The following is a 12,751-nucleotide window of genomic DNA, read 5'->3' as shown; positions in this document are numbered from 1 at the left end:
GCGGTAGCGATAATGGGCACAGTCATCAAATACTCTCTTTGGATTGTGCTCAGCCTTGCGCTCGCGGCCTGCGGCACGCTTCCGCGTGGGGCCGCACTGAAATCCGAGATCATAAAGGGCTCGGACCAGCCCGAAGCGGACTTTGCCGTTTATCAGGTCACCAAGGCGTTTTTGCCCAGTATTGATCAATGGCCAGTGGTCGGCGACCGCCACTTCAGCTGGGTTTCCGGCAGCGCCGGATCAAACGCCCAGATCATCCGGGCCGGCGATACCGTCAATGTGATAATCTGGGACAGCGCCGAAAACTCTCTGATCACGACACCGGGTCAACGTACCGCAAACCTCGACGGGATGCGCGTTTCGGAAAGCGGATCTATCTTTCTTCCCTACGTCGGCAAGGTCCGGATCGCGGGGCGCACCCCTGACAGCGCACGACAGTTACTGCAAAGACAACTTGAAGCCGTGGTGCCCGGTTCTCAGGTCCAGTTGAACATGGCCGAAGGCCGCGTCAATTCCGTGGATCTCGTGGGCGGCGTAACCGCGCCAGGCATCATCCCGATGCCGGACCAGAACTTTACCGTGCTCGGCGCGATTTCCGCCGGCGGGGGCGTCCAGAACGGTTTGCAGAACCCGCAGGTCAAACTGGTGCGCGGCCAGAACATCTACCGCACGTCCGTATCGCGTTTGTACGAAGACCCGCAGTTGGACACCCGGCTGCAAGGCGGCGACAAGGTCATCATCGAACAGGATCGTCGTTATTTCCTGTCGCTTGGCGCATCGGGAGTCGAAAGCCAGTTTCCCTTCAACCGGGACCGCGTTTCCGCACTGGACGCGCTGTCGATCATCGGTGGCGTGAACGATGCCCGCGCCAATCCGCAGGGCATCCTGATCCTGCGCGAATATCCGGCGACCGCCCTCAGCGCAGGCAACCGGGGACCGCGACAGGAACGGGTGGTGTTCACCATCGACCTCACATCCTCCGACGGTCTGTTCTCGGCGCGCAATTTCTTTATCAATTCGGGCGATCTTGTGCTGGCAACCGAAAGCCCGGTCAGCAACACCCGCACGATCTTTAGCTTGATCGGCTCGGCATTCGGCCTCGTCACCGTCGCCACCAACTGATCCCCGGTGCCCGGTCAGCCGGGCATCGCGATCCGCTTTTCTCCGGGAACCAGCGCGTTGATCTGCGCAATGTGCTCGGGCAGGCATTTGGTCAGAAAATCGTATTTCTCGACCACATGCTTGCGCGCCGCCTTGCCCAACTGCGCAAAATCCTGCGGACGTTCCAACACCTCGACCACCTGCCGCGCAATTGCCTGCGGATTAAAGAAATCGACCAACAGGCCGGTTTCCCCGTGGGTCATCGCCTCACGCACCGGCGCGACATCAGAGGCCACGATTGTCGCTTCCATCGCCATCGATTCAAGCAACGACCAGGACAGCACGAACGGCATCGTCAAATAGATGTGGCAGCGGCTCAGCTGAATGATCTTCTGATATTCCGCATAAGGCACCTGCCCCAGAAAATGCACACGGCTCCAATCGACACGGTGCCCGATCTCGGCCTCCATCTCCCCGCGCAGGCCCGCGGGGTCCTTGCTCTTGCTGCCGTAGGACACGTCATTGCCGCCGACCACCAGCACCCGCGCATTCGGTCGCGCCTCCAGAATATCCGGCAGCGCCCGCATGAACTGGTGAAATCCGCGCATCCGCTCAAGGTTGCGCGCCATATAGGTCACGATCTCGTCGTCCCGCCCGATCGGCCTATCCACCCGCCCCAGTTTCAGTGTGGCTTTCGGGTCAGGGCGAAGCCTGTCGGTACGAATGCCATCATGACAGACATAGATCTTGTCGTGGAAGCCTTCGGGAAAACAATCGCGCTGCCATTGCGTCGGGCTGTGCCCGCGGTCGACCGTCTGGATGTTCGCCTGCGGCACCGCGTTGCGCGCCTGAAGCAGAAACGGCGTATGGGCGTTGGTCGGCTCTTCGGGATCGAAATTCACCGGCCCACCGTGAAGGCGGTAGTAATATTCAAAAAACCCGATAATCGGCACATCGGGCCAGACCTGCTTGAAAAACGTCAGCTCGCCCCAACCGATATGACCGATCACGATGTCGGGTTTAAAGTTCTCTTCGGCTTCCAGCTTGTGCGCCGCGACCGCCGCGCCGAAACCCATACCCGTCGCCTCTTCCCACACCTTGCTTAGCCCGTAGGCGTCCGGCTTCGGCTTGTGATGCGGCTTGTAGATCCGCGTCTCGACACCGGCGTACTTTGGCGGATTCAGCCGCTGTGTCAGGAAATAGATCTTGTGCTCACCGGTGGCCGCCAGCCACTCCAGCAACTCACGATACTGGCCCGGCATGTTCTGGTGGACAAAGAGAATATTCATTTGATCAGGACTTTTTGGTCTGGAAGGCGACAGTTCGACCCAGTCAGATAACCCTTCGGCCCGCGCAAATGCAAACGCCCTATTTCCCTTTCCAGACAGGATCACGCTTTTCCGCAAAGGCACGCGCGCCCTCAAGCTGGTCTTCCGATGCATAAAGCGTATCGACGCTGCGCAGCTGGCGGCGGGTGATCCGGTTCATCGTGTCCTGAAACTTCGCATCTTCCGCGTCGCGCACGATCTCCTTGATCGCCCCATAGACAAGCGGCGGCCCCGAGGCCAGCAGCCGCGCAAGCTCCCACGCGCGGTCCATCAACGCCGCACCGGGCATGATTTCATTGATCAGGCCCCAGCCCTTGCCTTCCTCGGCATCGAACCACCGTCCCGTCAGCAAAAGCTCCATCGCGATGTGATAGGGGATCCGCTTGGGCAGCTTCACGCTGGCCGCATCCGCCACCGTGCCGGACCGGATTTCCGGCAGCGCAAACGTCGCGTGATCCGCCGCAAGGATCATATCCGCGCTCAGCGCCAGCTCAAGCCCGCCACCGCAGCAAATGCCGTTCACAGCAGCGATAACAGGCTTGTTCAGCCCCGGCAATTCCTGCAAGCCGCCAAAGCCGCCGACACCGTAGTCGCCGTCGACCGCATCGCCCTCCGCGGCCGCCTTCAGGTCCCAGCCGGGGCAGAAAAACTTGTCGCCCCCGCCCGTGATGATCGCCACGCGCAGATCGGGATCATCACGGAAATCCGTGAATACTTCACCCATGATGCGCGATGTCACCAGATCAATGGCATTGGCCTTGGGTCGGTCCAGCGTGACTTCGAGTATGCCACCTTCGCGGCGGGTCTTGATCGGCTCCATTGGGCTCTCCTCAGGCTTCGCGCAACAGCGCATCTACGGCAATCGCCGCATCCGGCTTACACATCAACGGGTTTATCTCAACTTCTCCGACGCAGTCCGCGTTGGCAACCACATAGGCCTGAACCGCCATGACCGCATCGAGTATCGCCGCCAGATCCGCGCCCGACGCGCCCCGGTATCCTTCGATCAGGGGCCAAATGCGCAATTGGCGCAGCGTCTTTTCGATTTGCGGTCGCGTGGCGGGCAGCAGGAACGATGTCGTATCCTGCCACAACTCCGCGCGCACCCCGCCCGCACCAAGCGTCATGACGAACCCGTGCGCAGGGTCGCGCAGAACGCCGATCAACAGCTCGACCACCGCCCCCTGCACCATTTCCTCGATCAAATAGCTACCGGAAGGCATTCCCCGCGCCGCGTCCGTCAGAGCATCCGCCGCCAGTCCGACCCGAACCGCGCCCGCTTCGGATTTATGGGCAAGCCCGGTGACCTTGAGCACCAACGGCGCGGCAACCCCGGCGGCAGCAGCGCGAAGATCGCCAGCGCTGTCAACGCAGACCCCACGGGGCACCGCCAGTCCAAAAGCCGCCAACCGTCGCTTCGCCCGCGCCTCATCGACCAGCGACACGGTGCGGTCCGGCCCCGGCGGCATGGGCGGCACCGGATCGGGGCCAGCAAGTGTGGCGGCAACCTCGGCTGCCGCGATTGCGTCGGTCAGCCCATGCATCGGCACCACACCCCCTGCGATCAGCTGCGCGGCAATATCCGCCGGCATCAGCTCCGGCAATGTCGCCACGACAGCCACAGGCCGCCCGCTGCGCGCACGCACCCGCAACGCCGCCTCGGTCGCACAGATCCAATCGCTTGCGTCAGTATGCGGATAATCTACGATCAATAAGGTAAGTCCGATATGGGGCGCGGCCATCGGCGCCCAGGCGGCGGCCATTCGCTCGGCATCTCGCCAGATGTACGTGTGATAATCCAGCGGATTGCCCAGCGCCACGTGCGGGCCCAGCGCCTCTCTAAGCGCAAGATGCTGCGTGTCGGTCAAGGCCGGAAAACGCACGCGCCGATCCGCCGCCGCATCGGCCGCCAGGCTCGCTTCTCCTCCCGAACAGCTGACCGAAGACAAATTGGGCGCATCGAGCGGACCGACCATATGCAAGAGCTTGAGCGTTTCGATGAGCGTCGGCAGATCCGAAACCCGACCTATGCCGAGCCGTCGCAGAAGGGCATCGGCTCCAACATCGCTGCCTGCCAGAGAAGCGGTATGCGAAAGTGCCGCCGCCTGTGCCTGCTCAGATTTCCCGACCTTGAGCGCAACCAAAGGAACCCTTCGTTCAGCCGCCTTGACCGCCACCCGGTGCCAATCCTCCAGATCCGCAAAACCTTCGATGTGCAGCCCGATCACGCTCACGCGCGGATCATCTAGCAATGCATTCGTCATTTCCGCCTGCGTCGTTTGCGCCATGTTCCCGCAGGTTACCATGTAGGCGATCGGCAAACCGCGCTGCTGCATGGTAAGGTTGATTGCAATATTCGACGATTGCGTCAGGATCGCAACGCCACGATCCACGGGTTCGCAGCCATGCTGATCCGGCCAGAGCAACGCCCCGTCCAGCGCGTTGATGAAACCATAGCAGTTCGGCCCCAATATCGGCATATCACCCGCCGCCGCTGTCAGGATCCCTTGCAAAGACCTTCCGTCACTGTCTTCACCCATCGCCTCAGAGAACCCCGACGCGAAGCATACTGCTCCCCCTGCACCCATCCGTGCAAGTTCAGCTACCACTTCAATCGTGGCTGACCGGTTCACACCGATGAAAACCGCATCTGGTGGTTCTTGCAAATCACCCAAAGATCTGACGGCGACGACGCCCTCGACGACCCCGCGGTCTGGATGGACCAGTTCAATCGTGCCCGTGAAGCCAAATGCTCGAGATTGCCTAATGATCTGCGCCCCCCATGCTCCCCCGCCCACTACAGCGATTCTTCCGGGTCGCAGCAACCTTTGCAGATCACGCACCATTCGAAGCGGTCTCCCAAAAAAGATTCTTGCCTTCGGCGAGGATATTTCCGGCCAAAGAAAATAACCAAATGTTAACCATGCGCGGAGTAACCTGAGAAAGCAGAACAGGCGGGGACGCCGATGACTGCGCCAAGGGAAATAGCTGTGCTGTTTTTCAAGTGGGAGGCTCCTGTTGGGGTCTCCCTATTTCTTTTGGCTACAAATATCCCGGGGGAAATCGGCCTTGGCCGATTGGGGGCTGGCCCCCTTTGTACACCGCCCAGTGCACGAACCGCAGTTTTCGTCATGCCCCTAAGGCCCTGAGCAATTCACGACTGATAATATGTCGCTGTATCTCCGACGTCCCATCCCAGATGCGCTCCACACGGGCGTCGCGCCAGAACCTTTCGAGCGGATAATCATCCATGAGCCCCATCCCCCCGTGCAATTGAATAGCGGCGTCCGTGACCCGCGACAGCATTTCCGAAGCGTAGAGCTTTGCGGATGCTATTTCGCGGTTCGCGGGCACGCCTTTATCCAACCTGTCGGCGGCCGCCAGGGTCAATAGATCGGCGGCATCGATTTCGGTGATCATATCGGCGAGCTGGAACGAGACGCCCTGAAATTTGCCGATCTTCTGCCCGAACTGTTGCCGCTCCGCCGCGTAATTCAGCGCGTAATCGAATACCCGCCTAGCGCGTCCCACGCTCATCGTGGCCACGGTGATACGGGTTGCATAAAGCCATGTGTTCATCACGTCGAACCCGCAATCGACCGCCCCCAGAACCTGCGCTTGGGGCAAACGGCAGTCGTCGAACTCTAGGATCATGTTCTTGTAGCCGCGATGACTTACCGATTTGTAGCCGTCGCGGATCGTGAACCCCGGCGTGCCGCGGTCTACCAGGAATGCCGTGATGCGCTTCTTCGGGCCTTTCGGCGTCTGGTCCTCGCCTGTCGCGACGAACACGATGACAAAGTCGGCGTGATCCGCCCCCGAAATGAAATGCTTGGTCCCATTCACGACCCAATCCGTGCCATCGCGCACCGCGGCGCATTTCATGCCGCGCACGTCCGAGCCGGCGCCCGGTTCCGTCATCGCGAGCGCGTCCATCCGCTCGCCCCGCACAGCGGGCATCAGATAGCGTTCCACCTGTTCGCCTTCGCACGCCATTAGGATATTCTGAGGCCGCCCGAAGAAATGGTTCAATGCCATGGAGCCGCGTCCCAATTCCCGCTCTACCAGCGCGAATTCGAGATGGTTGAGGCCTGCACACCCCACACTTGTCGGAAAATTGCAGGCGTAAAAGCCAAGATCAATCGTCTTGCGCTTGATTTCAGTGCCGATTTCCGCGGGCACTTCGCCGGTCCGCTCCACCAGAGCCTCATGCGGATAGATTTCCTTTTCCACGAATGATCGCACCGTGTCCGCGATCATCTGGTTCTCATCTGTAAGCCCGTACATCATGGTCTTTTCCTGTTTTTCAGTCGTTCGCGCATCTGTGCCTTGCCTGCATCTGTTCCATCGTGGAACGAGCCGAACAGCTTGTCCCACGGAACGTCAAGATTGCCGTAATTCACCTCGAAATAGCGGTGGTGGATCTGGTGGTGGAACATGCCCAGATGCACGCGCTTGGCATTGCGAAACCACAGCCCTTCGAAACCGGTATGCGTCACGATGGCCAGAAGCGCGTAGAACATCAGGTGAAAGATCACGTGGACCGGCGAGGTCGGTAGGATCAGATGGATGACCACCGTTCCGAAATAAAGCAGGTGTTCCACCGGGTGCATCGACAAGCCGGACCACGGCCCGACGTCCGTGTTGCGGTGGTGCAGCGCGTGAAACCGATAGAACACCCGCGTATGCAGCAGTCGGTGGATCCAGTAGAAATAGAAGCTCTCCCAGACCGGAATGAGGAAGAAGAACGCGATGAACCAGACGGGCGTTTGCGCGAATGTGGTGCGTGGCATCAGACCGTTTGCCAATCCCCACCATGCCGCCGCCTCAAGGGCGCTCCACACCGTCACCCCTGAGACAAGCGTCCAGAACATGTTGTCTTTCAACTGGTCCGAAAAACTAAAGACGCGACCGCGCCGCGGAAAGGGGCGCGGATCGTATTTCATCCGCGTTCCCTGCAAGGCATAGGCGTGAAACCACAGGTGCAGGCCCCCTGCGACGGCCACCGTAATCACGGCATTGCGCGCCCAGATGCCCAGAACCCACGGGCCGAACCCCTGCGCAGTGTCCAGAGTCGGGCTCAGGTAGACCCAGCTCAGGAACGCGAGGGCCAGGATCGACAGGTTGATGCTGAGCGGGAACCACCCGTCCGCGTACCATTTCAGCACCTTGACCGGGCGCAGCGGCCACTGCCACAGCGGCGATACTGCGATGGCACCTTCGGGCGCGTGGTTCCACTCTGCGCGGCTCATCCGGCGTAGTCCGAGCCTTCCGCATCCAGAATCGCCTTCAGCTCCGCCAGGTGACGCGCATCCTGTTCGGGATATTCCTCCAGTTGCCGTGCAGTTTTCTCCGCGATGTCGTCGGGGATGCTGCGCAGCGGCAGGCCGGTCTGCAGCGCCCGGATATATGTTTCCGCCGCGCGCTCGAAATAATACAGCCGGTTGAACGTCTCGGCCACGGTATCGCCGATCACCATCACACCGTGGCTGCCCATGACCATCACCTTCTGGCGCGGGTCGGTCAAAAGCGCCGCACAGCGCGCGCCTTCATCCTCGAACGCGAGCCCGCCGTAGTCCTCGTCGATGACCACGCGGTCGTAGAAGGTACAGCAGTTCTGGTCAATCGGCGGCAGGCGGCTGTCTTGCAAACAGGCCAGCACGGTGGCGAATATCGAATGTACATGCATCACACAGCGCGCATGGCCACACGCCCGGTGCACCCCGCCGTGCAGACCCCATGCAGTCGGGTCCGGTGCGTTCGGACCTTCCAGCGTTTGGGGGTCGTTCGCATCGATCAGCAACAGGTCCGATGCCTTGATCCGGGAAAAATGCACCTGATTGGGGTTCATCAGAAATTGCGTGCCCGCATCGTTCACCGCCAGAGAAAAATGATTGGCCACGCCTTCGTGCATGTCCAGACGCGCGGTCCAGCGAAAGGCGGCGGCCAGATCGACACGTTCCTGCCAATGGTCCATGTTCGGTTTCATCTGCGTAACGCTCATCTTTGGCTCCTTCGGCTGGGTGCGACAGGACCATTCTCCGAATGGCCCGTACGACCTGTCTGCGCCATCAATCCGACCCTGTCAAAGGGCAGCTTGGCACCCACGCATATCCGTCGCGGCACAGAATGTACGCCTCGCGCAGGCCGTGCGGCTTGTCCGCCGCTGCGTGCAGGATCGTACCGCCTGCGGCCTGCGCCCGGATGCAGGCCGCGTCGGGATCGCTGTCGTACAGCCGCAGCTCGACCCCGCCGCCGCGCGGCGGCGTTTCCGGCACCAGACCCAGCAGCGGGTGGGAGTGATAGGTGCCGTCGCTGTGGATCTGGAACACCTGTTCGCCATAGCGCAGAATCGCGAAATCCCGCGTCGGCTGATGCACCGTCATGCGAAACACCACTCGGAGAAATGCGGCCTGTGCGGCCACGTCGCGCACCAGCAGATTGATTCCAAGGCCGCGCAGCGATGCGCCGAAATCAGGCGCCGATACACTATCGTAGTCCATCGCGTCTCCTCCCGCTTGAACCCATCCAGACCCTGTGCCACCTTGCGCCATGACACAAGGAAATTCCCCTGCGCCGCTTTCTTCATGGGCCGATGTAGCCGCCGATCTGGTCAACGTCGCCGCAGGGCGCAGCCCGGCCGATCTGGTCATCACCGGCGGGATCTGGGTGAACGTGCACACCCGCGAGGCGCTGCCGGATCACGCCATTGCAATCGTACGCGGCCGCATCGCCTTTGTCGGGCCGGATGCGGCCCATTGCACGGGCCCCGAGACCCGGATCATCGAAGCGCAGGGCCGCTACATGATCCCCGGTTTGTGCGACGGTCACATGCATATCGAAAGCGGGATGCTCACGCCCGCCGAATTTGCCCGCGCCGTGATTCCGCACGGCACCACGTCGATGTTCACCGACCCGCACGAGATCGCCAATGTGCTGGGCCTCGAAGGCGTGCGGATGATGCACGACGAGGCGTTGATGCAGCCGGTCAATATCTTCACGCAAATGCCCTCCTGCGCGCCCAGCGCGCCGGGGATGGAAACCACCGGATTCGAGATCACAGCACAGGATGTGGCCGAGGCGATGGCATGGCCCGGCATCGTCGGTCTGGGCGAGATGATGAACTTTCCCGGTGTCTCGAACGCCGACCCGCAGATGCTCGCCGAAATCGCGGCGACGCAAAACGCCGGCAAGACAGTAGGCGGGCATTATGCCTCGCCCGATCTTGGTCCCGCCTTCGCGGCCTATGTCGCGGGCGGTCCGGCGGACGATCACGAAGGCACCTGCGAGGCGGACGCGATTGCCCGGATGCGTCAGGGAATGCGGTCGATGATCCGGCTCGGCTCCGCGTGGTACGATGTCGAATCCCAGATCACCGCGATCACCGAACGCGGACTGGACCCGCGCAACATGATCCTGTGCACCGACGATTGCCATTCCGGTACGCTGGTCAATGACGGCCATATGAACCGCGTCGTGCGCCACGCGATCAACTGCGGCTGCGATCCGCTGGTGGCGCTGCAAATGGCCACGATCAACACGGCGACCCACTTCGGGATGGAACGGGAAATCGGATCGCTCACCCCCGGACGACGCGCCGATGTGATCCTGTCGTCCGATCTGAAAACCCTGCCCATCGAGATGGTGATCGCGCGTGGACAGGTGGTGGCGCAGGACGGCGCATGTCTGGTCGACTGCCCGCACTACGACTGGCCGGCACATGCGCGCCGGACCGTCAACATGTCGCGCGATCTGTGCGGCGACGATTTCACCATCACCGCCCCCGCAGGCGCCAACGCCGTTACGGCCAACGTCATCGGTGTGATCGAAAATCAGGCCCCCACCAAGGCCCTGCAATTCGAACTGCCCGTGACCGAAGGCCGCGTGACAGCCCACGGCGACGTGTGCCAGATCGCATTGGTCGAACGGCACCGCGCCACGGGCGGCGTGGTCAATGCGCTGGTGTCGGGCTTTGGCTATACCGGGTGCATGGGCATGGCCTCGACCGTCGCGCACGACAGCCACCACATGATCGTCGTCGGCACCGACGCCGGGAACATGGCGCTGGCCGCCAACCATCTGCGCGCGATCGGTGGCGGCATCACCATATTCCGCGATGGTACCCCGCTAGCCACGATCGACCTGCCCATCGCGGGCCTCATGTCGGACTGCCCCGCCGCCCAAGTCGCCGCCAAGACAGATACCCTGATGCAGGCGATGCGCGATTGCGGCTGCACCCTCAACAACGCTTATATGCAGCACTCTCTGCTCGCGCTCGTCGTCATCCCCGAATTGCGGATTTCCGATCTCGGCCTCGTCGACGTGCGCAGTTTCGAATTCATCGACGTGATCTCCAGATGAGCGTTCAGACCCGCACGGATCCGTGAAAGAAATCCCATGAAGCAATACAAGATCCTCACCCCTAACGCCGACAAGCCGGAAGAGTTCAGCGACGCAACCGCCGCCGTCGACAGGTTGACCGCGCTCTACACGCAAGCGACCGACTTCCTGGGCGCGCATTTCCGATCCGCAATGGCGGACGCCCCGCCAGACGCACGCATCCGCGCCTTCTACCCTGAAATCCGCTTTACCACGTCAAGCTACGCCCACGTTGATACCCGGCTGAGCTTTGGTCACGTCTCGGCTCCCGGCACCTACTCCGCGACGATCACGCGCCCCGATCTGTTCCGCAACTACCTGATCCAGCAAATCGGCCTGTTGATCGAAAACCACGGCATGTCCGTCGTCATCGGCCCCTCGAACACGCCCATTCCGGTGCACTTCGCGGTGTCCAACGACGCCGCCCTGAACGTGCCCCGGGAAGGCGCGGCCGATTTCACCCTGCGCGATGTCTTCGACGTACCGGATCTGAGCACGACCAACGACGACATCGTCAACGGAACCTACGTGCCCGAAGGGGGCGTCGCGCCGCTGGCGCCCTTCACCGCACAGCGGGTGGACTATTCGCTCGCGCGGCTTGCCCACTATACCGCCACCGACCCGGACCATTTCCAGTGTCACGTCCTGTTCACCAACTACCAGTTCTATGTAACCGAATTCGAACAATTCGCCCGCGAGATGCTGCGCGACGAAAACAGCGGTTACACCTCTTTCGTCTCCACCGGCGACAGGGAAATCACCGAACCGGACGCGCCGATCGAGGACACCGGCAAGATACCGCAGATGCCGACCTATCACCTGAAACGTGAGAACGGCTCGGGCATCACGCTGGTCAACATCGGCGTCGGTCCGTCGAACGCCAAGACGGCGACCGATCACATCGCCGTGCTGCGCCCGCACGCGTGGATGATGGTTGGGCACTGCGCCGGCCTGCGCAATTCGCAGGCGCTGGGCGATTTCGTCCTTGCCCACGCGTACCTGCGCGAGGATCACGTGCTTGACGATGATCTGCCCGTCTGGGTGCCGATCCCCGCGCTCGCGGAAATCCAGATCGCGCTGGAAAAGGCCGTCGCCGAGGTGACGCAGCTGGAAGGGTATGAGCTCAAGCGGATCATGCGCACCGGCACCGTCGCCACCATCGACAACCGCAACTGGGAACTGCGCGACCAATCCGGCCCGGTGCAGCGGCTCAGCCAGTCGCGCGCCATCGCGCTCGACATGGAAAGCGCCACGATCGCGGCGAACGGCTACCGCTTCCGCGTGCCCTACGGGACGCTTTTGTGCGTCTCCGACAAACCGCTGCACGGCGAGCTGAAGCTGCCCGGCATGGCCTCCGACTTCTACAAAACGCAGGTTTCGCGGCATCTGCGCATCGGAATCCGCGCGATGGAGCGGTTGCGCAACATGCCTTTGGAGCGGATTCACAGCCGAAAACTGCGTTCTTTCGACGAAACGGCCTTCCTCTAGGGGCTGCACAGGCGGAAAAATGCAAAAAACACCATATTTTGCTGGAATAGATGCCACTATTCGTTGTGTTTGATTACTACATACCGTTACATTCCCGGCGTGAGGCCCAACATTCGGGCGGTCGAAGGAGACACATAAGATGGCAACCAAACCAATGACAAAGACGCAGCTCGTCGCCGCACTGGCCGAAGAGATGGACACAGACAAGAAATCCGCAGGCAACGCACTGGATGCGGTATGCGCGCTGATCACCCGCGAAGTCTCCGGCGGCGGCGCAGTGACCCTGCCCGGCGTCGGCAAGATCTATTGCCGCGAACGCCCCGAGCGGATGGTGCGTAACCCCGCGACCGGCGAACAGTTCAAGAAGGACGCGGACAAGGTCGTCAAGATGACCATCGCGAAGGCCCTGAAAGACAGTGTCAACGAATAAGTCCCCGCGGGGCACGTTCGCAAAG

11 protein-coding genes are annotated in these 12,751 nt (G+C 61.6%); 4 read left to right on the top strand and 7 right to left on the bottom strand.

Features of this window, described 5'->3' with window-relative positions; genetic code table 11:
• The first annotated feature begins 12 nt into the window (after positions 1-12).
• Positions 13-1,122: a polysaccharide biosynthesis/export family protein gene (locus Q1A06_RS13495; protein WP_299564488.1), complete on the top strand. Its 1,110-nt coding sequence runs from the start codon at positions 13-15 to the stop codon at positions 1,120-1,122.
• 14 nt (positions 1,123-1,136) lie between these two features.
• Here the strand turns inward: Q1A06_RS13495 and Q1A06_RS13490 are convergent, their stop codons facing one another.
• From Q1A06_RS13490 to Q1A06_RS13460, 7 genes are all read right to left on the bottom strand, one after another.
• The gene (locus Q1A06_RS13490; RefSeq protein ID WP_299564486.1) at positions 1,137-2,390 is read right to left on the bottom strand and encodes a glycosyltransferase family 4 protein; all 1,254 of its coding nucleotides are present in this window, start codon (positions 2,388-2,390) and stop codon (positions 1,137-1,139) included.
• A 79-nt stretch (positions 2,391-2,469) separates the two neighbouring features.
• Positions 2,470-3,249, bottom strand: coding sequence for a carnitinyl-CoA dehydratase (locus Q1A06_RS13485; RefSeq protein WP_299564483.1), 780 nt, complete (start codon positions 3,247-3,249; stop codon positions 2,470-2,472).
• A gap of 10 nt (positions 3,250-3,259) precedes the next feature.
• Positions 3,260-5,275, bottom strand: a complete 2,016-nt coding sequence (locus Q1A06_RS13480) for an acetate--CoA ligase family protein (protein WP_299564481.1) — start codon at positions 5,273-5,275, stop codon at positions 3,260-3,262.
• Between the two features lie 283 nt (positions 5,276-5,558).
• Positions 5,559-6,719 carry an acyl-CoA dehydrogenase family protein gene (locus Q1A06_RS13475; RefSeq protein WP_299564478.1) on the bottom strand — a complete coding sequence of 387 codons (1,161 nt, stop codon included), beginning with the start codon at positions 6,717-6,719 and terminating at the stop codon, positions 5,559-5,561.
• Positions 6,716-7,681, bottom strand: coding sequence for a sterol desaturase family protein (locus tag Q1A06_RS13470; protein WP_299564475.1), 966 nt, complete (start codon positions 7,679-7,681; stop codon positions 6,716-6,718). Before Q1A06_RS13470 ends, Q1A06_RS13475 begins: the two co-directional genes overlap by 4 nt.
• Complete coding sequence (locus Q1A06_RS13465; RefSeq protein ID WP_299564472.1) at positions 7,678-8,433, bottom strand: class II aldolase and adducin N-terminal domain-containing protein; 756 nt, start codon at positions 8,431-8,433, stop codon at positions 7,678-7,680. Before Q1A06_RS13465 ends, Q1A06_RS13470 begins: the two co-directional genes overlap by 4 nt.
• A gap of 67 nt (positions 8,434-8,500) precedes the next feature.
• Positions 8,501-8,932, bottom strand: a complete 432-nt coding sequence (locus Q1A06_RS13460; RefSeq protein WP_299564470.1) for a glyoxalase — start codon at positions 8,930-8,932, stop codon at positions 8,501-8,503.
• Between the two features lie 49 nt (positions 8,933-8,981).
• On the opposite strand from Q1A06_RS13460, the gene ade reads away from it, so the two are divergent.
• The 3 genes from ade (at position 8,982) to Q1A06_RS13445 (ending at position 12,726) form a co-directional block, all read left to right on the top strand.
• Positions 8,982-10,790, top strand: a complete 1,809-nt coding sequence (gene ade / locus Q1A06_RS13455; RefSeq protein ID WP_299564467.1) for an adenine deaminase — start codon at positions 8,982-8,984, stop codon at positions 10,788-10,790.
• A gap of 36 nt (positions 10,791-10,826) precedes the next feature.
• A complete protein-coding gene (locus tag Q1A06_RS13450; RefSeq protein WP_299564464.1) occupies positions 10,827-12,296 on the top strand; it encodes an AMP nucleosidase in 1,470 nt (489 codons plus the stop codon).
• Positions 12,297-12,435: 139 nt separating this feature from the next.
• A complete protein-coding gene (locus Q1A06_RS13445; protein ID WP_299564461.1) occupies positions 12,436-12,726 on the top strand; it encodes an HU family DNA-binding protein in 291 nt (96 codons plus the stop codon).
• The last annotated feature ends 25 nt before the right edge of the window (positions 12,727-12,751 follow it).

It is taken from the genome of uncultured Sulfitobacter sp. (genome assembly GCF_947497275.1).
In the GTDB taxonomy this organism is placed as follows: Bacteria; Pseudomonadota; Alphaproteobacteria; order Rhodobacterales; family Rhodobacteraceae; genus Sulfitobacter.
Note: the sequence above shows the minus strand (reverse complement) of the source record. Positions and strands in the feature narration are given on the sequence as shown.